This window comes from Pseudomonas flavocrustae, assembly GCF_029872515.1.
Classification (GTDB): domain Bacteria; phylum Pseudomonadota; class Gammaproteobacteria; order Pseudomonadales; family Pseudomonadaceae; genus Chryseomonas; species Chryseomonas aestiva.
This window is the reverse complement of sequence record NZ_JAPDIQ010000003.1, coordinates 449,278-468,657: the sequence shown is the minus strand read 5'-3', so window position 1 is coordinate 468,657 and position 19,380 is coordinate 449,278. Positions and strand designations below refer to the sequence as shown.

Annotated in this window: 16 protein-coding genes and 1 pseudogene; 3 read left to right on the top strand and 14 right to left on the bottom strand. The window is 68.7% G+C overall.

All coding sequences use genetic code 11. The features are described from left to right. Window positions 1–13: 13 nt before the first annotated feature. From mdcE to OMP44_RS10035, 14 genes are all read right to left on the bottom strand, one after another. Entirely contained in the window at window positions 14–829 is an 816-nt protein-coding gene (mdcE, locus tag OMP44_RS10100) for a biotin-independent malonate decarboxylase subunit gamma (protein WP_280307615.1), read from the bottom strand. After that, a complete protein-coding gene (locus OMP44_RS10095; protein ID WP_280307613.1) occupies window positions 826–1,692 on the bottom strand; it encodes a biotin-independent malonate decarboxylase subunit beta in 867 nt (288 codons plus the stop codon). The genes mdcE and OMP44_RS10095 overlap by 4 nt, the downstream gene beginning before the upstream one ends. Continuing rightward, window positions 1,685–1,999 (bottom strand): malonate decarboxylase subunit delta, encoded by a 315-nt coding sequence (locus OMP44_RS10090; protein ID WP_133860715.1) that lies wholly within the window; start codon window positions 1,997–1,999, stop codon window positions 1,685–1,687. The genes OMP44_RS10095 and OMP44_RS10090 overlap by 8 nt, the downstream gene beginning before the upstream one ends. Further along, window positions 1,999–2,856, bottom strand: coding sequence for a triphosphoribosyl-dephospho-CoA synthase (locus OMP44_RS10085; RefSeq protein ID WP_187979427.1), 858 nt, complete (start codon window positions 2,854–2,856; stop codon window positions 1,999–2,001). Before OMP44_RS10085 ends, OMP44_RS10090 begins: the two co-directional genes overlap by 1 nt. After that, on the bottom strand, window positions 2,856–4,532 hold the full coding sequence (mdcA, locus tag OMP44_RS10080; protein ID WP_158896446.1) for a malonate decarboxylase subunit alpha: 1,677 nt from the start codon (window positions 4,530–4,532) through the stop codon (window positions 2,856–2,858). The genes OMP44_RS10085 and mdcA overlap by 1 nt, the downstream gene beginning before the upstream one ends. Window positions 4,533–4,661: 129 nt before the next feature. Beyond that, window positions 4,662–5,372, bottom strand: coding sequence for a YfdX family protein (locus OMP44_RS10075; protein ID WP_280307611.1), 711 nt, complete (start codon window positions 5,370–5,372; stop codon window positions 4,662–4,664). A 205-nt stretch (window positions 5,373–5,577) separates the two neighbouring features. After that, entirely contained in the window at window positions 5,578–6,936 is a 1,359-nt protein-coding gene (gene gudD, locus OMP44_RS10070; protein WP_187979425.1) for a glucarate dehydratase, read from the bottom strand. Between the two features lie 18 nt (window positions 6,937–6,954). Beyond that, the gene (locus tag OMP44_RS10065) at window positions 6,955–8,310 is read right to left on the bottom strand and encodes an MFS transporter (RefSeq protein WP_133860710.1); all 1,356 of its coding nucleotides are present in this window, start codon (window positions 8,308–8,310) and stop codon (window positions 6,955–6,957) included. Between the two features lie 148 nt (window positions 8,311–8,458). Next, window positions 8,459–9,493: a LacI family DNA-binding transcriptional regulator gene (locus OMP44_RS10060; protein WP_273862054.1), complete on the bottom strand. Its 1,035-nt coding sequence runs from the start codon at window positions 9,491–9,493 to the stop codon at window positions 8,459–8,461. Between the two features lie 79 nt (window positions 9,494–9,572). Next, window positions 9,573–10,487 (bottom strand): hydroxymethylglutaryl-CoA lyase, encoded by a 915-nt coding sequence (locus tag OMP44_RS10055; protein WP_280307608.1) that lies wholly within the window; start codon window positions 10,485–10,487, stop codon window positions 9,573–9,575. Next, complete coding sequence (locus OMP44_RS10050) at window positions 10,484–12,418, bottom strand: ATP-binding protein (protein WP_280307606.1); 1,935 nt, start codon at window positions 12,416–12,418, stop codon at window positions 10,484–10,486. Before OMP44_RS10050 ends, OMP44_RS10055 begins: the two co-directional genes overlap by 4 nt. After that, window positions 12,415–13,215, bottom strand: coding sequence for an enoyl-CoA hydratase-related protein (locus OMP44_RS10045; protein ID WP_280307605.1), 801 nt, complete (start codon window positions 13,213–13,215; stop codon window positions 12,415–12,417). The genes OMP44_RS10050 and OMP44_RS10045 overlap by 4 nt, the downstream gene beginning before the upstream one ends. Before the next feature lie 3 nt (window positions 13,216–13,218). Then, the gene (locus tag OMP44_RS10040; protein WP_280307604.1) at window positions 13,219–14,826 is read right to left on the bottom strand and encodes a carboxyl transferase domain-containing protein; all 1,608 of its coding nucleotides are present in this window, start codon (window positions 14,824–14,826) and stop codon (window positions 13,219–13,221) included. 10 nt (window positions 14,827–14,836) lie between these two features. Beyond that, entirely contained in the window at window positions 14,837–16,000 is a 1,164-nt protein-coding gene (locus OMP44_RS10035; RefSeq protein WP_280307603.1) for an isovaleryl-CoA dehydrogenase, read from the bottom strand. Window positions 16,001–16,367: 367 nt separating this feature from the next. Here OMP44_RS10035 and OMP44_RS10030 point away from each other — a divergent pair, with 367 nt between their 5' ends. The 3 genes and pseudogenes from OMP44_RS10030 (at window position 16,368) to OMP44_RS24950 (ending at window position 19,376) form a co-directional block, all read left to right on the top strand. Beyond that, a complete protein-coding gene (locus OMP44_RS10030) occupies window positions 16,368–17,291 on the top strand; it encodes a LysR family transcriptional regulator (RefSeq protein ID WP_280307602.1) in 924 nt (307 codons plus the stop codon). 33 nt (window positions 17,292–17,324) lie between these two features. Next, window positions 17,325–18,521, top strand: a pseudogene (locus OMP44_RS24955) (methyl-accepting chemotaxis protein); the annotation flags it as partial. Then, the gene (locus OMP44_RS24950) at window positions 18,504–19,376 is read left to right on the top strand and encodes a methyl-accepting chemotaxis protein (protein ID WP_372240107.1); all 873 of its coding nucleotides are present in this window, start codon (window positions 18,504–18,506) and stop codon (window positions 19,374–19,376) included. The pseudogene OMP44_RS24955 and the gene OMP44_RS24950, both read left to right, overlap by 18 nt. Window positions 19,377–19,380 lie beyond the last annotated feature (4 nt).

Below are 19,380 nucleotides of genomic sequence, written 5' to 3'. Positions count from 1 at the left end.
ATCCGCCCGCTCATCACGCGCTCCATCCCGCCCGCAGGCGTTCACGTACTGCGCGAGAGGCCGCGCGGTTGGCGCCGTCCAGCCGGAGTTTGAGATCGGTGGTACCGCTGGCGAGCACATCGGCCTGGGCCTCGACCAGGGCCTGGCGTACCTGCTGCAGATCTGCAGTCGAGGGCTGGTCGGGCTGGGCCACCTCCAGCTGGCGCCAGAGCAGGCCCAGGGAGGCATAGCTGTCCAGGTCGTAGGCCATGGGGGGGATGTCCGCCGCCAGGCGTTCCAGCTCCTCGACACTGCGCAGGGTGACCCGCGCGGCCGAGGCCTTGCCCATGGCATGCACCTGCACCTGGGGATCGCGCAGGGCCAGCAGGCGATTGGCCTGGTAGCCATGGGCGAGAAAGCCGCCGGACATGGCCTTGCCCACCAGCAGGCCCAGTACCGGGTGGCCGGCCAGGCGCGCCTCGGCGTAGGCCCCGGCGGCCCCGGCCAGGGCCTGGTGGATGCCATAGGCTTCCTCGCGGCGACCGTAGGCCTGGCTGGGCACGTCCACCAGGGCGATCAGGGTGCGTTTCACCGCGGCGTCACGATCCTCGGCAATGGACTGCTGGATGGCCCGGGCCAGGCCCCAACCCTCCAGCAGACCGACCTCGCCCTGGCGGGCCCGGGGAAAGGGATTCTCGGCATCCGCTACCACCGCCAGCCAGCGCGCGGGGCGTCCGGCCAGTTCGAGGTCGGCGACGCGCAGGGAGGCGGGCAGGCCGGCGACGGCCTCACCCTGGCCGGCCAGGGCCTGGAACCAGGTCAGGCCGCGTTGCGAAGGCTGGGTGCTCATGGCTGGTCTCCGGCATAGAGGTGGCGGACCGCGGCGGCGTCCGCCTGGGGACGGGTGTCGAGATCCTCGAGGCGCGTCAGGTAGTGTTCGGCTTGCTGGCTGCGGTAGGCGTCGGCAGCGCCCTGGGTAAAGCTCTGGCGGATGGCGGCAGTCACGGCGGCGCTGTCGTCGGCGACGAAGACATCGGCCAGGCCCGTGGCGACCCGCTGTTCGCCGCCGGTCAGACTCCAGATGAAGGGGCGGTCGCGGGAATCGTATTCCTCGATGCCGGCTTCCTGTTCGATCACCTGGGGCCCATTGAGTCCCAGGCGGGCCTCGCGGGTGACGATCAGCTGACTGCACAGACCCGCGGCGATGGACATGCCCCCAAAGCAGCCGACGCTGCCAGCGATGACGCCAATGACCGGCTGGTGCGCGCGCAAGGCGACGATGCCCGCCTGGATCTCGGCGATGGCGGCCAGCCCCAGATTGGCTTCCTGCAGGCGCACGCCGCCGGTTTCCAGCAGCAGCACGGCGCGGGTCGGGGTGCCGGCGAGATTGTCTTCCAGCGCCAGCTCCAGGGCACCGGCGATCTTGGCGCCGCCCACTTCGCCCATGCTGCCACCCTGGAAGGCGCCCTCGATGGCGCAGACCACCGCGGGCTGGCCGTCGATCAGCCCCTTGGCCACCACCACGCCGTCATCGGCCTGGCAGACGATGCCCTGCTTGGGCAGCCACGGCGACATCAGCCGTTCGAAGGGACCGACCAGCTCGCGAAAGCTGCCGGCATCGAGTACCACACGGGCCCGCTCGCGGGCGCCGAGTTCGACGAAGCTGCGGCTGTGCAGCAGCTCCTGGACATCGGGAAGGGTGGCTTCAGCCATGGGTGCTGTCCTCCAGGTCGAGGGTTTCCAGACCCTGCTCCAGGCGCAGGCGCACCACGCCCGGGGTGGCGCCGAAGTCATGGATGTCGAGGGTCAGGGCCGGCAGGTCCTCACGGGTGGCGAACAGCCGGTCGAAGAGGGCACGCCAGCGCGGTTCGCTGCCGTTGACCGAGGTGGTCACCTTGAGGGTGAAGTCGGCGTTGGCGGGTTCGAGGAGGACTTCCAGGTCCCCCGAGCCGACGCAGCCCACCAGGGCACGGCCCTGGCGGCGCTGGCTGGCCGGATAGCGGCAGGTGAAGTGTTCCATCAGAGGTCTCCAGGGAGCCATGGCTCCAGGCGATCGACGAGAAGGGTAGCGGCCAAGAGATCGGCGGCGCCGCCGGGAGAGGCGTTGGCGGCCAGCAACTGGCGATCCAGGGTCAGCAGCTGGCGCCGCCCGGCGAGACTGGCGCTGCCCCCGGCCTGCAGCACGGCGCGGGCGCCCTGCTGCATGGTGGTGAGGGCCGCCGGGCCGCCCCGGTGCAGCACGCAGGTATCGTCCAGCGCGGTCATGATGGCCAGGAGCGCATCCAGGCGAGCGTTCTGTTCGCCCGCACCGGCCTGGCGGCTGGCGCGCAACTGCGGCAGACCGCGCTGGTGGATGGCAGGAAAGCCCGCGGCGGCCTCGGCCCGGGCGCCGCCGACGCCATAGCGCTGGGCGACGCGCTGGCCATGGCTGGGCGCTGCCTGGGGCACGTCCGGATCGGGCAGGCTGGCCAGGCGCCCGGCCGCCAGGCACAGCGCCTGGGCGGAAGTCGGACGTTCATGCACGGTCGCCGTCACCAGCAGCCCCAGCGCCCAGATGGCGCCGCGGTGAGTGTTGACCCCGTGGGTGACCTGCAGCATGGCGGCTTCGCCGTCACGCCCCAGTTGGCCGATCAGGCGGCGCAGTTCGGCGGCGGGCAGCCCTCGCTCTGCGGCTTCGGCCATGGCCTGGAAGCAGGGCTGCAGGGCCTGGGCCGAGGTCAGCATTAGGCCAAGGCTGAGATCACTGTGGGCGCCCTGGCCGCGGCGATCCACCAGGGCCGGCTTGGGCGAGAGTTCGGCTTCGTCCACCAGGGCGGATACGGCCCACTCGGCCAGGCGCTCGGCGGGCGATGAGGTACGGCGGGCGAGGGCGCGCATCACCAGCTCCTGAACTTGGCCGGGGGTTGATAGAGGCCGCCGGACCATTCCACCAGCTCGCCGATGCTCTTGGCGGCGAGCAGCTCGCGACTGGCATCGGTGCGGCGGATGCCGAGGTCCTCGGGCAGGGCCACCAGGCCTTCCTGGCGCAGGCGGCGGGCCTCGGCCGGATCGCTGCGCAGGCCGATGGCGGTGACCCCGGCCACGGCGGCGATCATCGCCCGGCGCTCTTCCAGGGAGCGGGCGCGGTAGAGATAGGCGATGCCTTCCTCGGTGAGCAGGTGGGTGACGTCGTCGCCATAGACCATGATGGGCGCCAGCGGCATGCCGCTCTTGCGCGCCACCTCCACGGCGTCCAGGGTGTCGACGAAGGTGGGCTTGCCGCCTTCCTGGAAGGTCTCGACCATCTGCACCACCAGCTTCCTGCCGCGTTCGAGCAGGGCCGGTGCGCCGTCGCCGGTCTGCTGCCGCATGTCCAGCCAGGCCGGGGTGGGGTGACGCCGACCGTGCGGATCATGGCCCATGTTCGGCGCGCCACCGAAGCCGGCCAGGCGCCCCCGCGTCACGGTGGAGGAATGGCCGTCGCCATCCACCTGCAGGGTGGCGCCGATGAACAGGTCCACGGCGTACTGACCGGCCAGCTGGCAGAGCAGCCGGTTGGAGCGGAGCGAGCCATCGCGACCGGTGAAGAAGACGTCCGGGCGCTGGGCGATATAGCCCTCCATGCCCAGTTCGGTGCCGAAGCAGTGCACGCTTTCCACCCAGCCGCTCTCGATGGCCGGGATCAGCGTGGGGTGGGGATTGAGCGTCCAGTGCCGGCAGATCTTGCCCTTGAGGCCCAGGCGCTCGCCGTAGGTGGGCAGGATCAGCTCGATGGCCGCGGTGTTGAAGCCGATGCCATGGTTGAGCGACTGCACCTGGTGGCGTTCATAGATGCCGCGGATCGCCATCATCGCCATCAGCACGTGCACCGGCTTGATGTGGCGCGGATCGCGGGTGAACAGCGGCTCGATATAGAAGGGCCGGTCGGCCACCACCACGAAATCCACCCAGTCCGCGGGGATGTCGACTCGCGGCAGTTCGGACACGTCGTCCACCAGCTGGTTGACCTGGACGATGACGATGCCGTCGCTGAAGGCCGCCGGCTCGATCAGCGCCGGGCTGTCCTCGGTACTGGGACCGGTGTAGATATTGCCGGCGCGATCGGCCATGAAGCCGGCGCTGAGTACCACCTTGGGAATCAGGTCCACTAGCAGCCGGGCATAGAGTTCGATGTAGGTGTGGATGGCGCCGACTTCGAGCAGCCCGTCCTCCAGCAGCTGGCTGATCCTCAGGCTCTGGGTGCCGGCAAAGGAGAAGTCCAGCTTGCGGGCGATGCCGCGCTCGAACAGGTCCAGGTGCTCGGCGCGACCGACGCTGGGCATGATCATGTGCAGGTCGTGCAGCCGGGCCGGATCGACCTGGGCAAGGCTGCGGGAGAGGAAGTCGGCCTGCTTCTGGTTGTTGCCTTCCAGCACCACACGGTCGCCGGGGGCCAGCAGCTGTTCCAGGGCCGCGACGATGGAGGCGGTGGGCAACACCTTGCCATCGGCCAGCGTGGCCACCCGGTCCAGGCGCTGCTGCTTGTCGCTGCGGCGCCTGGCGATCCGAGCCGGTGGGGAGGATGTCGTTGTCATTGGAATCTCCACGAATCACCTGTCGTGGAGTCACCCTAGACCTCGACTGCCGGGCGTTCAATCAACCTGAGGACGGAATCGTTACGCTGAAGTTAACGATTCCATTGGCCTCAGGGGTCTGCGCCCGGCTCAGGTCTTGTCGACCGGGGTGAAGACCGTGGTGGTCCTGGAGAACCAGCTGCTGGGGGTCACGTCGACATTGGCGTTGTCGAATCTCAGGCTGTTCTGCACCTGCTTGAGCGTGAGGTTCGCCTGCCAGTATTGCTCGTGGCCCAGCTCCTGGTTGGCCCTGTGCACCAGGTCCAGGGTTTCCTGGGCCGGCAGCACTGCGGTGGAGTAGTCGACGTCGACGCCGGCCACCTTGAGGATCGCGCCAGCGCCCTGGGTGTCACCCTGCTGGATCTTCTCGTTGGCCTGGGCCACGGCCTGATTCTTGGCCGGGGTGGCGACATAGTCGTCACGCAGCGCCATACCGCTCCAGATCGGCAGCCAGGACGTGGCCTTGGCGTCCTGCGCGGAGACCTGCATGAGTTTGCCGTCCTGACCCCGCAGGTCTTTGGCCGACTTGAGATAGGCGGTCTTGTCGGTCTGGGCCGTTTGCAGGGCGCTCTCGGCGGCACCCAGCTGCTGCTTGGCCTGATCGACGTGACCTTCGAAGAGATCCTGGCGCGCGGCGATCACGTCCCTGAAGGCCGATTGGCCCTGCTGGGATATCGCCGGCAGGGTGGCGACCTGCTGGGTGGCGACATCGGGTCGGGTGTCGGCCAGGGCGGCGGTGGAAAACACCGAGGCGATGGTCAGGACGAGAAGGCTCTTGGCGATACGACGATTGAGGTTCATGTGCTTCTCCCGGATACGAAAGTGACTGGAACCGCGGGGTATCGGGCGGGGCTGCGAGATACCTTGGGGTTAGTGTCGATCCGGTGAGCTTAACGATCGCTTAGCAGGCTATCGGTAGGTGTAATCCGATGTGTCGGACGCTGAAACGGAAGCAGCGCCCGCCCCGGAGATTCCGGAGCGGGCGCTGCTGGCGGGCTGGGGCGTCTCAGCGCACCAGGCAGGGCTTCTTGTTATCGAAGGTCCAGTTGGGCGAGAGGAATTGCATGGCCATGGCGTCGTCCCGCGCGCCCAGGCCCTTGGTCTTGTACAGCTCGTGGGCGCGGGCGAGGGCGTCCAGATCCAGCTCCACGCCAAGGCCACCCTGCTGCGGCACCGCGACCAGGCCGCCCTTGATCTCCAGCGGCTGGCGGGTGAGGCGTTGACCATCCTGCCAGATCCAGTGGGTATCAATGGCGGTGATCTTGCCCGGCGCCGCGGCGGCGACATGGGTGAACATGGCCAGGGAGATGTCGAAGTGGTTGTTGGAGTGCGAACCCCAGGTCAGGCCCCAGTCGTTGCACATCTGCGCCACCCGCACCGAGCCCTGCATGGTCCAGAAGTGCGGATCGGCCAGGGGGATGTCCACCGATTGCAGCTGGATGGCGTGACCCATCTGGCGCCAGTCGGTGGCGATCATGTTGGTGGCGGTAGGCAGGCCGGTGGCGCGGCGGAATTCGGCCATCACCTCGCGTCCGGAATAGCCGTTCTCGGCGCCACAGGGGTCCTCGGCGTAGGCCAGCACCTGGTGCTGGTCGCGGCACAGGCGGATGGCTTCCTTGAGCGACCAGGCGCCATTGGGGTCCAGGGTCACGCGCGCCTCCGGGAAGCGCTCGGCCAGGGCGGTGACCGCCTCGATCTCGGCATCGCCACTGAGCACGCCACCCTTGAGCTTGAAGTCCTTGAAGCCGTAGCGGTCATAGGCGGCCTCGGCCAGGCGCACCACGGTCTCCGGGCTCAGGGCCTCTTCGTTGCGCACGCGGAACCAGGCGTCGTCGCTGTCGGCTTCGCTGCGGTAGTCCAGCGTGGTCTTGTTGCGGTCGCCGACATAGAACAGGTAGCCAAGCATCTCCACGGCATCGCGCTGCTGGCCTTCGCCGAGCAGGGCGGCTACCGGAACCTCCAGGTGCTGACCGAGCAGGTCGAGCAGGGCGGCTTCGATGGCGGTCACCGCATGGATGGTGACGCGCAGGTCGAAGGTCTGCAGGCCACGACCGCTGGCATCACGCCCGGCGAAGGCCTGGCGGACCTGGCCGAGGATGCGCTGGTACTGGCCCAGTGGCTGGCCGATCAGGAACTGGCGGGCGTCTTCCAGCGTCTGGCGGATGGTCTCGCCGCCGGGCACCTCGCCGACGCCGGTGCGACCGGCGTTGTCCTTGAGGATCAGCACGTTGCGGGTGAAGTAGGGACCGTGGGCGCCGCTGAGGTTGAGCAGCATGCTGTCCTGGCCGGCGACGGGCACGACTTCCAGCGAGGTGACCACCGGGGTGCCGGTGTGCAGGGCAGGCGTGGCGTTGAATTGCGTCATGGTCGGGCTCCTTGGTGATCAGCGAGGGGTTTCAGCGGCGAGCGGGGCTTCGGCGGGCGGCGTGGGCACACCGCGCAACTCGACACGCTTGATCTCGCCGACGACGAACAGGTAACTGATGGCCGCCACCAGGGCGTTGGCACCGACGAACACCAGGGCCATCTTGAACGAGCCGGTGGCGGCGATGATGTAGCCGATGATGATCGGGGTGGTGATGGAGGACAGGTTGCCGATGGTGTTGAACAGGCCACCGGAGAGGCCGGCGATCTGCTTGGGCGAGGTGTCGGAAACCACCGCCCAGCCCAGGGCGCCGATGCCCTTGCCGAAGAAGGCCATGGCCATGAAGCCCACCACCATCCAGTCGGCGTCGACGTAGTTGCAGAGGATCATGCTCATCGACAGCAGCATGCCGGCGACGATGGGGGTCTTGCGCGCCACGCTCAGGCTGCTGCCGCGGCGCAGCAGGTAGTCGGAGATGACCCCGCCGAGCACGCCGCCGATGAAGCCGCAGATGGCCGGCAGGGAGGCGATGATGCCGGCCTTGAGGATGGTCATGCCGCGTTCCTGCACCAGGTAGACGGGGAACCAGGTGAGGAAGAAGTAGGTGAGGGCGTTGATGCAGAACTGGCCCAGGTAGATGCCGGCCATCATGCGATTGGTCAGCAGCTGGCCGATGTAGCTCCACTTCGGGCCTTCGCTCTTCTTGCCGGGAGTGTCCAGGTCGACCAGGCCGCCGTTGCTGGCGATGTAGTCGATCTCGGCGGCATTGGCGCGGGGATGTTCGCGGGGGCTGTAGATCACCGCCAGCCAGACCGCCGAGAAGGCGATACCCAGGGCGCCCATCACCACGAAGACGTGCTGCCAGCCGAAGTGGTAGACGATCCAGCCCATCAGCGGCGCGAACAGCACGGTGGCGAAGTACTGCGCCGAGTTGAAGATCGCCGAGGCGGTGCCGCGCTCCTTGGTGGGGAACCAGGCGGCGACGATGCGGGCGTTGCCGGGGAAGGAGGGTGCTTCGGCCAGGCCGACCATGAATCTCAGGGCGAACAGCAGGAATACCGCGGTGCCGATGCCGAATTCACCGATGTAGCCTTGCAGCATGGTGAACACCGACCAGGTGAAGATGCTCGCCGCATAGACCTTCTTCGAACCGAAGCGATCGAGCAGCCAGCCGCCGGGGATCTGGCCGAGCACATAGGCCCAACCGAAGGCGGAGAAGATGAAGCCGAGAGAGACGGCACTGATGCCGAGGTCTTTTTGCAGGGCGGAGCCGGCGATGGAAATGGTGGCGCGGTCGGCGTAGTTGATCGTGGTCACGACGAACAGCATGAACAGGATCAGATAGCGGACGCGCGTCTGCTTGGTTTCGTGCATGGAGAGCTCCCACTGGTTTGTTTTTGTGTGCGGGCTGACATCGTGTAGCGGGCTTATGTTGTAAGTCGTCTGACAACGATAGCGCTATCATTAAACAGATAACGTTATCATTCAACCGCTAAATCTGTGGCCGCGTGCAAAAAATCCGCTAGGAGCTCTGCCGCTCGATCAGGGCGAAACCGGTATCGAGACTCACCGCGGTCTGCTCGCCCGCGAGACGGTCGAGCAGCGCCTGGGCGACCCGCTGGCCCATGGCGTCGGCATTGACGCTGACCGTGGACAGCGCCGGGGTAGCGAAGCGGCCATTGGTGGTGTCGCCGAAGCCGACCACCGCCAGTTGCGCGGGAATGCGCAGGCCGCGGCTGCTGGCCTCGGCGACCACGCCCAGGGCCAGGGTGTCGGAGCTGCACAGCACCAGCTCCGGCGGCTCGGGGCGTTCCAGCAGGCGCGCCAGGCCGATCCGGCCGACTTCCCAGGTGGCGGGCAGCGGCAGCACCTCCATGGGCAGTTCGGGGATGCCCAGCGCCACCAGGCGGGCCTGCAGGGCCAGGTTGCGGCGCATGGCGCGGGGATCGTCCACCGAGATCACCCCGAAGCGGCGATAGCCACGGGCGACGAAGTGCTCCGCCAGGGCGACGCCGACCTGCTCGTGGGAAAAGCCCACCTGCATGTCCAGGGCCTCGGCGCTCAGGTCCCAGGCTTCCACCACCGGGATGTTCAGCGCCGCCAGCCGTGCGCGACTGGCTGGGGTGTGCAGGGTGCCGGTGAGGACGATGCCATCGGGGCGGCGGCCAAGGATGGCTTCCAGCAATTCCTCTTCCTTTTCCGGCGAATAGCCGGTGGGACCGATCAGCGCCTGGTAGCCCGCCTCGGTGAGGCGATCCATGATCGCCTGCACCACGGTGGCGTAGATGGAATTGGCGATGGTGGGCAGGAGGATGGCCACCAGCCGGCTCTTGCTGGAGGCGAGGCTGCCCGCCAGCAGATTGGGCACGTAGCCCAGCTCCTTGACCACGGCCAGGACATGCTCGCGGGTGGCGGCGCTCACCAGGCTCGGTCGGTGCAGGGCCCGGGACACGGTAATGGGCGACACCCCGGCGGCGAGGGCGACCTCGCGCACGGTGAGGGGCAGCTCGGTGGTGCCATCGAGCTGGGCGAGTTCGCGTCGGGACTTCCTGGCCAAAGCGGGTCCTTGGGTGAGAGAGGCCGCCATTATGGGAGCAAGCCCCGGCGGTTGCCATGGGCGCTCGCCAGCGCCCCTGCTAGTCGACCGCTCGCGCCGCCCGGGCGCGGCCGACCCGCGACTGATTGGATCGACCCAGCAGGGCGGAGACGTCCTGCCCGGCCTCGACCAGTCTGGCGAGGTCGACGCCGGTCGCCAGGCCCAGGCCATCCAGCAGATAGACCAGGTCCTCGCTGGCGACATTGCCGCTGGCGCCCCGGGCATAGGGACAGCCGCCCAGCCCGGCGACGGAGCTGTCGAACACCGCGATGCCTTCGAGCAGGCTGGCGTAGACGTTGGCCAGGGCCTGGCCATAGGTGTCGTGGAAATGCCCGGCCAGGCGGCCGAGCGGCACCTCCCGACCGACTCGCTGCCAGAGCGCCCGGGTGCGGCCCGGGGTGCCGACGCCGATGGTATCGCCCAGGGAGACCTCGGCGCAGCCCAGCTCCAGCAGCTCGCGGGTCACGCTGGCCACCTGGTCCGGGGCGATCGCGCCGTCGTAGGGGCAGCCCAGCACACAGGACACATAGCCGCGGACCCGGATGCCCGCCGCCCGCGCGCCCTCGACCACGGGCACGAAGCGCGCCAGGCTCTCGGCGATGGAGCAATTGATATTGCGCTCGGAGAAGCCCTCCGAGGCAGCGGCGAAGACGGCGATCTCATCCACTCCCGTAGCCAGGGCGGCCTCGAAGCCCTGCATATTGGGCACCAGCACCGAACGGACCACGCCCGGCGGCCGCCCGAGTCCCGCCAGTACCTCGGCGGTCCCGGCCATCTGCGGCACCCAGCGGGGCGAGACGAAGCTACCCACTTCCAGATGCTGCACGCCGCTGGCGATTAGCGTCTTGCACAGCTGGATGCGCTCGGCGACGCCCAGCGCCCGGGGCTCGTTTTGCAGGCCATCGCGTGGCCCGACCTCGACCACCCGCACCCGGGACGGCAGGGCCTCGCTCATGGTGCGGCCTCCTCCAGTTCCACCAGGGCAGTGCCCTCGGCCACCAGTTCGCCAGGGCTGCAGAACAGCGCGGCCACGACGCCCGCACGGGGCGCGCGGATGCTGTGCTCCATCTTCATCGCCTCCAGCACCACCAGCGGTGCGCCGGCTTCCACGGTGTCGCCGACGGCCACCGGTACGGCGACCACGCTGGCGTTCATCGGTGCCGTGAGTCCGCCTGCATCGGCCTGGCGCTTGGCCTCGGCCAGCGGATCGGCCCAGGTGACGGCTTCGAGGCGGTTCTGCCACTCCATAAACAGCGTTTGCCCACGGCGATGGATGTGTGTGCTCTGACGGATGCCCTCGGCCTGCCAGTGGAGGCGATCACCATTCAGCTCGACCGCCGCCGAACCGGGCAGGGCGACGGCGCGCACCTCTCCGCGACAGGCCAGGCGTAGCGAGACAAGTGATGGCCCACCCAGGCGCCAGCCCTGGCGGGAAGCCCAGGGTGACGTCGAATCGGCATGGGCCGGCAGCGTTGCCAGCCAGGCCTGGGCCGCCAATGTCCAGAAGGCGTCGGTCAGCTCTCCGGGTGCGGGCAGCAAGGCATCCCGGTGACGCTCGATGAAGCCGGTGTCCAGCTCGGCCGCGGCAAAGGCCGGATGGGCGAGCAGGCGCTGCAGGAAGGCGAGGTTGGTGGCGAAGCCGCCCACCGCGGTGTCGTCGAGCATGGCCAGCAAGCGCTTGCGCGCCTGTTCGCGGTTGTCGCCCCAGGCGATCAGCTTGGCCAGCATGGGATCGTAGAAGGGCGACACCTCGTCGCCTTCCTCCACGCCGCTGTCCACCCGCCGCCCTGGACCGGCCGCCGGCTCGCGATAGAGCTGCAGGGTGCCCGAGGCCGGCAGGAAGCCCTGGTCGGTGTCCTCGGCATAGAGCCGTACCTCGATGGCATGGCCGTGCAGCGGCACCTGGGCCTGGGTGAGGGGCAGGGGCTCGCCAGCGGCCACGCGCAGCTGCCAGGCCACCAGGTCCAGACCGGTGATGGCCTCGGTGACCGGGTGCTCCACCTGCAACCGGGTATTCATCTCCATGAAGAAGAAGTCGCCGCGGGCGTCGAGCAGGAATTCCACGGTGCCGGCGCCGACGTAGCCGATGGCCTGGGCCGCCTGCACCGCCGCCTCGCCCATAGCCCGGCGCAACGCGGGCGTAAGACCCGGCGCGGGGGCTTCCTCGATCACCTTCTGGTGACGGCGCTGGATGGAACAGTCGCGTTCGTTGAGATAGAGGCAGTGGCCGTGCCCGTCGGCGAAGACCTGGATCTCCACGTGGCGCGGTTGCAGCACGTATTTCTCCACCAGCATCCGCGCATCGCCAAAGGCCGCGCGCGCTTCGCGCTGGGCCGAGGCGAGGCCTTCGGCCAGGTCGGCTTCGCGCTCGACGATCTTCATGCCCTTGCCGCCGCCGCCGGCGGTGGCCTTGAGCAGCACCGGATAGCCGATGCGCGCCGCGGCGTCGCGAAAGCTGGCCAGGGACTGGTCCTCGCCGTGATACCCCGGCACCAGGGGCACTCCGGCGTCGGTCATCAGCGCCTTGGCCGCGGACTTGCTGCCCATGGCGCGGATCGCTGCCGCGGGTGGCCCGACGAAGACCAGCCCGGCCGCGGCCACCGCCTCGGCGAAGGCGGCGTTCTCGGAGAGAAAGCCGTAGCCGGGATGGATCGCCTGGGCGCCGGTGGTCAGGGCGGCGGCGATGATGCGCTCGCCCAGCAGATAGCTGTCGGCCGGCTTGGTCCCGCCCAGGTCCACCGCCTGGTCGGCCTGGCGCACGTGACGGGCGCCAGCATCGATGGCGCTGTGCACGGCGACGGTGCCCAGGCCGAGGGCCTTGGCGGTGCGCATCACCCGACAGGCGATCTCGCCGCGGTTGGCGACCAGCAGACGGTCGAAGGTCATGGCGAGTTCTCCTGCCAGGCGGGGCGACGTTTTTCCAGGAAGGCCTGCAGGCCTTCCTGGGCTTCGGGGGTGACGCGCACGGCGGCGATCAGGCTCTCGGTGAACGAGCGCACCTGGGCGCTGGGTGTGCCTTCGCCAGCGCCGTCCAGCAGCCGCTTGCAGGCGCGCAATGCCTGGGGGCCATTTTCCAGCAGCCGGGCGATCCAGGCCTCGACCAGGGCCTCCAGGTCGGCGGTCGCGGCGGTCTCGGCCACCAGGCCCAGCTCGGCGGCGCGTTCGCCGGAAAAGCGCTCGGCGCCGAGCATGTAGCGCCGCGCTGCCCGCTCGCCCAAGGCGCGGATCACGAAGGGGCCGATGACCGCCGGCACCAGGCCGATGCGCACCTCCGACAGGCAGAAGGTAGCGTCACTGGCGGCCAGGGCCAGGTCGCAGCAGCTGACCAGGCCCACGGCGCCGCCAAAGGCCGCGCCTTGGACCACCGCCAGGGTGGGCAGCGGCAGGGCCTGCAGGCGATACATCACCTCGGCCAGCCGCTCGCTGTCGGCGCGGTTGGCGGCGGCGTCCAGATTGGCCGAGGCCTGCATCCAGGCCAGGTCGGCGCCGGCGCAGAAGTGCCGCCCGCGGCCGCGCAGGAGCAGGAAGCGCAGTTCCTGATCGCTGGCGATCTCGGCCAGCACGGTGCCCAGCTCGGCGATCAGCTGCGCATCCAGGGCATTGTGGCGATCCGGACGGTCGAGCCAGAGGGTGGCGAAGCCGCGCGGATCGCGGATCAGTTCCAGGGTGTGGAAGTCAGTCATGGCCTACATCCGGAAGATGCCGAAGGTCGTCGGCTCGAGCGGGGCGTTGAGACTGGCCGACAGGGCCAGGGCGAGGACCTCGCGGGTCTGGGCCGGGTCGATCACCCCGTCATCCCACAACCGCGCGCTGGAGTAATGGGCATGGGCCTGGCGCTCGTACTGCTCGACGATGGGGCCCTTGATGCGCGCCGCCTCTTCGTCGTCGAAGGCCTCGCCGGCCCGTTCGGCCTGCTCGCGCTTGACCTGCACCAGCACCCCGGCCGCCTGCTCGGCGCCCATCACGCCGATGCGCGCGTTGGGCCACATCCACAGGAAGCGTGGATCGTAGGCGCGACCGCACATGCCGTAGTTGCCGGCGCCAAAGCTGCCACCGATGATCACGGTGAACTTGGGCACCCGGGCGCAGGCCACCGCGGTAACCAGCTTGGCACCGTGCTTGGCGATGCCGCCTTCTTCATATTTCTTGCCGACCATGAAGCCGGTGATGTTCTGCAGGAACAGCAGCGGGATGCGGCGTTGGCAGGCCAGTTCGATGAAGTGCGCGCCTTTCTGCGCCGATTCGGCGAAGAGGATGCCGTTGTTGCCGAGGATGGCCACCGGATGGCCGTGCAGATGAGCGAAGCCGCAGACCAGCGTGGTACCGAATTGCGCCTTGAATTCATCGAAGACGCTGCCGTCCACCAGCCGCGCGATCACCTCGCGCACCTCCAGCGGCTGCTTGGGATCGACCGGGACCAGGCCGTGCAGCTCCTCGGCCGGATACAGCGGTGCGCTGGGCGTCTTCAGTTGCAGCTCGCCCAGCTTGCGCCAGTTGAGGTTGGCGATGCAGCGCCGCGCCAGGGCCAGGGCATGGGCGTCGTTCTCGGCGTAGTGATCGGCCACGCCGGAGGTACGGCAGTGGACATCGGCGCCGCCCAGTTCCTCGGCGCTGACCACCTCGCCGGTGGCGGCCTTCACCAGTGGCGGGCCGGCGAGAAAGATGGTGGCCTGCTGGCGCACCATGATGGTCTCGTCGCTCATGGCCGGCACATAGGCGCCGCCGGCGGTGCAGGAGCCCATGACCACGGCGATCTGCGGGATACCCTGGGCGCTCATGGTCGCCTGGTTGAAGAAGATCCGCCCGAAGTGCTCGCGGTCGGGGAAGACGTCTTCCTGGCGCGGCAGGTTGGCGCCGCCGGAGTCCACCAGATAGAGGCAGGGCAGGCGATTCTGCAGGGCGATGGCCTGGGCGCGCAGGTGCTTTTTCACCGTCAGCGGATAGTAGGAGCCGCCTTTCACGGTGGCGTCGTTGGCGATGATCATGCACTCGACGCCCTCGATGCGGCCGATGCCGGCCACCACCCCGGCGGCCGGTACCTCTTCCTCGTAGACGTCGAGGGCGGCCAGGGCGCCGATCTCCAGGAAGGGCGAGCCCGGGTCCAGCAGGAGATCGATGCGCTGGCGGGGCAGCAGCTTGCCGCGCGCGGTATGGCGCGCCTGGGCCTTGGTACCGCCGCCTTCGCGGATGCGCGCCAGCAATTGGTCGAGCCGGGCCAGCTGCGCTGCCATGGCGGCGGCGTTGCGCTGGTAGTCCGGGGTGCGCCGGTTCAGGGTGGAGGTCAGCACGGTCATTAAGGCGTCCTCACCGGGTTTCGTTGAACAGCTCGCGGCCGATCAGCATGCGGCGAATCTCACTGGTGCCGGCGCCGATCTCGTAGAGCTTGGCGTCGCGCAGCAGGCGGCCGGTGGGGTATTCGTTGATATAGCCGTTGCCACCCAGGATCTGGATGGCTTCCAGCGCCATCTGGGTAGCCTTCTCGGCGGTATAGAGGATCACCCCGGCAGCGTCCTTGCGGGTGGTCTCGCCGCGGTCGCAGGCCTGGGCCACCGCATAGAGATAGGCGCGGCTGGCGGCGAGGCCGGTGTAGAGGTCGGCCACCTTGCCCTGGATCAGCTGGAATTCGCCGATGCTCTGGCCGAATTGCTTGCGGTCATGGACGTAGGGCAGGACCACGTCCAGGCAGGCCTGCATGATGCCCACCGGGCCGCCGGCGAGGACCACGCGCTCGTAGTCCAGGCCGCTCATCAGCACCCTGACCCCGCCATTGACCTGGCCCAGCACGTTTTCCTCCGGCACCTCCACGTCGTCGAAGAACAGCTCGCAGGTGTTGGAGCCGCGCATGCCCAGCTTGTCGAACTTGCTGCCGCGGCTGAAACCGGTCCAGTCACGCTCGACGATGAAGGCGGTGATGCCATGGGCAGCCTTCTCCGGCTCGGTCTTGGCATAGATGACATAGGTGTGGGCATCGGGCCCGTTGGTGATCCAGGTCTTGCTGCCGTTGAGCACGAAGCGATCGCCGCGGCGGTCGGCGCGCAGCTTCATGGAGACCACGTCCGAGCCGGCATTGGGTTCGCTCATGGCCAGGGCGCCAATGTGCTCGCCGCTGACCAGCCGGGGCAGGTAGCGCGCCTTCTGCTCGGCGCTGCCATTGCGGTGGACCTGGTTGACACAGAGATTGGAGTGGGCGCCATAGGACAGGGCGACCGAGGCGGAGCCGCGGCTGATCTCCTCCATGGCCACCGCATGGGCCAGATAGCCGAGTCCGGAGCCGCCGTATTCCTCGCCCACGGTGATGCCGAGCAAGCCCAGGTCACCAAAGGTGCGCCACAGGTCCATGGGAAAGCTGTTGCTGGCATCGATCTCGCCCGCGCGAGGCGCTACCTCGCGGGCGACCAGGGTGCGCACCTGATCGCGCAGCAGATCGAGGGTCTCGCCCAGGGCGAAGTTGAGACTCGGGTAGCTCATGGGGTCACCTGTTGTTGGGATTGTCGGGTGAGAGCGGTCGGCCGATCGGGCGCGCATGGGGCGGCCACCCGGTACGGCGCGGAGCTGAAAGAAACAGGACGGGGCAGCGCTGATGGCCAGGCGCGGGCGTGGCGCGCAGGTGGACGCTGGAAAACCGTCGGGCAGGGCGGCCGACGGCAGGACAAGGGTGCGCACGGAGCGCGGCTGAGGAACGCGGGCGCCAGGGCGCGCATGGTCCGTCCTCCTGTTCATTATTCTTGTCATGGCGACCGCGAGAGGAAGGCGGCGCGCCTGTGCCTCTGAGTCTAGGAGAGGAAATGCGCTATCGTGAAACGATAAAAATAGAATCCAGGTATTGGAAAATCAGATGGCAGTGCTCAAGGATATTTCGATGCGGCAGCTGCGCTACTTCGTCGCCGCCGCCGAGAACAGCCAGTTTTCCCTGGCCGCCAGCGCGGTCAACGTCAGCCAGTCGGCGGTCACCACGGCGGTCAGCCAGCTGGAGGCGCTGCTCGCCGTGCGGCTATTCGAGCGCCTGCCCCACGGCGTCAAGCTCACGGCCGAGGGGCATCAGTTCTATCACCATGCCCGGCACATCCTCGACACCCTGCAGGACGCCGTCAGCCAGCCACTGTTCCAGAGCCATGCCCTGACTGGCCAGGCGCGCGTCGGCGCCTCCTATGCGGTGCTCGGCTACTACCTGCCGACCCTGCTGGCGCGCTTCAAGCGCAGCTATCCGCAGATCGACATCGACCTGCGCGACATGGACCGGCCCAGCATCGAGGCCGGCATCACCGATGGCACCCTGGAGCTGGGCCTCACCGTCATCTCCAACGTCGACGCCACCCAGCCCTTCGAACGTCATCTCCTGATGCGCTCGCCGCGCCAGCTCTGGCTGCCCAGCGCCCATCCGCTGCTGGCAGCGGAGCGCGTCACCCTGGCCGACATCGCTCCCTATCCCTACATCCTCGCCACGGTGGACGAAGGCGAGACCTCGACCCTGCGCTACTGGCACGCGGCGGGTCTTGCGCCCAACGTGGTGTTCAAGACCTCGTCCATGGAGTCCCTGCGCGGCCTGGTCGCCCATGGCTTCGGCGTGACCATCCTCTCCGACATGCTCTATCGCGGCTGGTCGCTGGAAGGCCGCAAACTGGAAGCCCGGCCGGTGGCCGACGCCATCCCGCCCATGGAGTTGGGCCTAATCTGGAGTCCCGAAGACCGCCTAGGGGCCGGTGCCCAGGCGTTTCGCCAGTTCCTGGTGTCGGCGAGTGGCGAGGCCCGTGAACGTTAGGCGCACCCCGCAACAGGGCTTCCGTCGGACCGGATGAACGTGGCGCTGGCGGAGACAAAGGACGACGCCTTGAATGTCGGTTGGTATACCATAATCCATCTATTGGGTGGTTCAGCCGGGGCTTGCCAAGAGCCTCGCTTCGATAAGGAGATGGGTATGCGCACCTGGTTCAAGGATCTGAAGACGACCCTCAAGCTGGCCCTGGGTTTTGGCAGCGTCCTGCTGCTGACCCTGGCCATCGCCGCGACCGGGTGGAGCACCATCGGCCTGCTGGCGCGCAGCGGCGACCGCCTGGCGGCCATCGGTGAACTCACCGAGGCGGCGAAGGACCTGGGCATCGCCCGGCAGGCCTATGCCCAGGCGGTCGGCGAAGCCGTGGCCCAGCCGGTGACGGCGCGTCTGGCCGCCTTGCGCGAGCAGCAGGCGGCATTGCAGCGGCTGGGCCTGGACGCCGCCAGCCAGCACCTGCTCGACGCGCAGAGCGAATTGGCCGCTGCCTATGCGCAGACCTTTACCGCTCAGGTGAGCGCCTATAAGCGGCGCGGTGAAGCGGCGACCCTGCTCGGCACCCGTGCCGACGAAGCGTTGCAGGGCGTGGGTGAGATCGAGCAGAACCTGGCCACCAACGAAGCACCCGAACTCTATCCCGGCCAGCGACTCGGCCAATTCCGGGCCATCGGCGTACTGGAGCGCCGCCTGCGCGAGGTGAGGTACAGCCTGCAGCGCTACCTGCTCGGTGGCGATCCCGCCCAGGAGGCCAAGGCGAATGCCGACATGACGGCCACGGTCGCCGAACTGCAACGCCGCCTGGCCAGTGCCTCCAGCCGCGACGCGCCCATCCTGCGGCGGGCCGAAGAGGCACTGCTGCATTACCAGGACTCCATAGGCACCTTCCAGCAGGCCAACCAGCAGGCCGCCCAGGCCGCCGAGGCACTGCGCGGCCTGGAAGACCGCCTGCTCGACACCGGGCGCCAGCTGGTGCGCCAGACCATCGTCCAGCGCGAGGCGGCCAGCGAGCAGGCCTATCGCTGGCTGGCGCTGATCAGCGTGCTGGCGTTGCTGGCCGGTCTGCTGGCCGGCTGGCTCATCACCCGCCAACTGATGCAGCCGCTGCGCGCCTCGCTGCAGCAGGCCCGGCGCATCGCCGGTGGTGATCTGTCGTCCGTGCCGCCGGTGACGCGGCGGGACGAACTCGGTCAGTTGCAGGCCAGCATGGGCGAGATGACCGCCGGCTTGCGCGAGCTGGTCGGCCAGGTCCGGGAGAGCACCACGCAGCTGCAAGGCGCGGCTCAGGGGCTCACCGGCAGCGCCGAGCGGACGCGTGACGGAGTGGAACGCCAGGGCCAGGAAACGCGCCTGGTGGCTACCGCCATCGTGCAGTTGACCGCCAGTGCCCAGGAGGTGGCCACCCATGCCGAAATGGCGTCCCAGACCTCTCGGCAGGTCGAGCGCGCGGCGGACGATGGCGATGCACGGGTACGCCAGGCGATCACCGCGGTTGACGCGCTGGTGCAGGAGATGGTGCAGGCCGCCACGGCGATGGATGCGCTGTTGCGCGAGAGCGAGCGTATCGGCACGGTCACCGGGGTCATCAAGGCGGTCGCCGAGCAGACCAACCTGCTGGCGCTCAACGCGGCCATCGAGGCGGCCCGCGCCGGGGAGGCCGGACGTGGCTTCGCGGTGGTGGCGGACGAGGTGCGCAACCTGGCTCGTAGCACCCAGCAGTCGGTCACCGAGATCGAGCGCAGCGTCGCCGATCTGCGTGGCCGCGCCGCTCAGGCCGCGGCGCGCATGGACGCCAGTCGTTCGCAGACCGGCCAGGCGGTGACCCTGATCCAGCACGCTGGCGAGGCGTTGCAACTCATCGGCAGCCAGGTCACGAGCATGCAGGCGATGAACCTGCAGATCGCGGCCGCCGCCGAAGAGCAGAGCCGGGTCGCCGGTGAGGTCGGGCAGAGCGTCGCCGTCGTCGAGGCCCTGGCGGAAGCCAGTGTCAGTTCCAGCCAGGAGATGTCCGCGGCCAGCGCGGAACTGGGACAGCTGGGTGCGGAATTGACCGCCCGGATCAGTCGCTTCCGCCTGTAGGCAC

Coding starts and splice junctions, on each gene's coding strand:
- OMP44_RS10075 (WP_280307611.1), bottom strand. CDS start 5,372: ATGAACCTCAATCGTCGTATCGCCAAGAGCCTTCTCGTCCTGACCATC.
- OMP44_RS10095 (WP_280307613.1), bottom strand. CDS start 1,692: ATGGCTGAAGCCACCCTTCCCGATGTCCAGGAGCTGCTGCACAGCCGC.
- OMP44_RS10030 (WP_280307602.1), top strand. CDS start 16,368: ATGGCAGTGCTCAAGGATATTTCGATGCGGCAGCTGCGCTACTTCGTC.
- OMP44_RS10090 (WP_133860715.1), bottom strand. CDS start 1,999: ATGGAACACTTCACCTGCCGCTATCCGGCCAGCCAGCGCCGCCAGGGC.
- mdcE (WP_280307615.1), bottom strand. CDS start 829: ATGAGCACCCAGCCTTCGCAACGCGGCCTGACCTGGTTCCAGGCCCTG.
- OMP44_RS10085 (WP_187979427.1), bottom strand. CDS start 2,856: ATGCGCGCCCTCGCCCGCCGTACCTCATCGCCCGCCGAGCGCCTGGCC.
- OMP44_RS10040 (WP_280307604.1), bottom strand. CDS start 14,826: ATGACCGTGCTGACCTCCACCCTGAACCGGCGCACCCCGGACTACCAG.
- mdcA (WP_158896446.1), bottom strand. CDS start 4,532: ATGACAACGACATCCTCCCCACCGGCTCGGATCGCCAGGCGCCGCAGC.
- OMP44_RS10045 (WP_280307605.1), bottom strand. CDS start 13,215: ATGACTGACTTCCACACCCTGGAACTGATCCGCGATCCGCGCGGCTTC.
- OMP44_RS10055 (WP_280307608.1), bottom strand. CDS start 10,487: ATGAGCGAGGCCCTGCCGTCCCGGGTGCGGGTGGTCGAGGTCGGGCCA.
- OMP44_RS24950 (WP_372240107.1), top strand. CDS start 18,504: ATGGGCGAGATGACCGCCGGCTTGCGCGAGCTGGTCGGCCAGGTCCGG.
- OMP44_RS10050 (WP_280307606.1), bottom strand. CDS start 12,418: ATGACCTTCGACCGTCTGCTGGTCGCCAACCGCGGCGAGATCGCCTGT.
- gudD (WP_187979425.1), bottom strand. CDS start 6,936: ATGACGCAATTCAACGCCACGCCTGCCCTGCACACCGGCACCCCGGTG.
- OMP44_RS10065 (WP_133860710.1), bottom strand. CDS start 8,310: ATGCACGAAACCAAGCAGACGCGCGTCCGCTATCTGATCCTGTTCATG.
- OMP44_RS10035 (WP_280307603.1), bottom strand. CDS start 16,000: ATGAGCTACCCGAGTCTCAACTTCGCCCTGGGCGAGACCCTCGATCTG.